This window comes from Stenotrophomonas sp. 2YAF26, assembly GCF_052114625.1.
GTDB classification, from domain to species: domain Bacteria; phylum Pseudomonadota; class Gammaproteobacteria; order Xanthomonadales; family Xanthomonadaceae; genus Stenotrophomonas; species Stenotrophomonas indicatrix.
Genome location: NZ_JBFRFC010000038.1, coordinates 1 through 465, shown reverse-complemented (window position 1 = coordinate 465; position 465 = coordinate 1). Strand labels below are relative to the sequence as shown.

The following is a 465-nucleotide window of genomic DNA, read 5'->3' as shown; positions in this document are numbered from 1 at the left end:
GGGCCAACCGGTCTCGCCAATCATCACGGCGCGGCCGGAGAAGCGGGCCTTCATCTGCGCATAGACGTCCGCCACGTGCTTGAGCGCATCCTGTGGCGGCACCGGTTCGTCCTCCCAGTACGGGAGAATGTGGATGGTGATGTAGTCGACCACGTTGGCCATCTGCGGATAGCGCAGCCAGAACTCCCACACATCGGCATAGGTGACCGGCACGTGCACCTCTTGCAGCGCGCTGCGCACGCGCGTGATGTAGGCGGCGATCGCTTCGGGCGACTGCTCGCCGCGCAGCAGTACTTCGTTGCCGACGATCACGCCGCGGATCACCTGCGGATACGCCTTGGCGGTGGCGATGCCCATGGTCACTTCGCGATCGTTGAGCGCGAGGTCGCGGCCGAGCCAGATGCCCATCAGCACTTTCATGCCGTATTTCTGCGCGATCGCGGGCACGGCGTTCAAGCCAAAGCC

General features: G+C 64.7%; 1 pseudogene. It reads right to left on the bottom strand.

The features are described 5' to 3' along the window. A pseudogene (locus AB4Y98_RS20660) lies at nucleotides 1-420 on the bottom strand (glycoside hydrolase family 17); the annotation flags it as partial. Nucleotides 421-465: the final 45 nt, after the last annotated feature.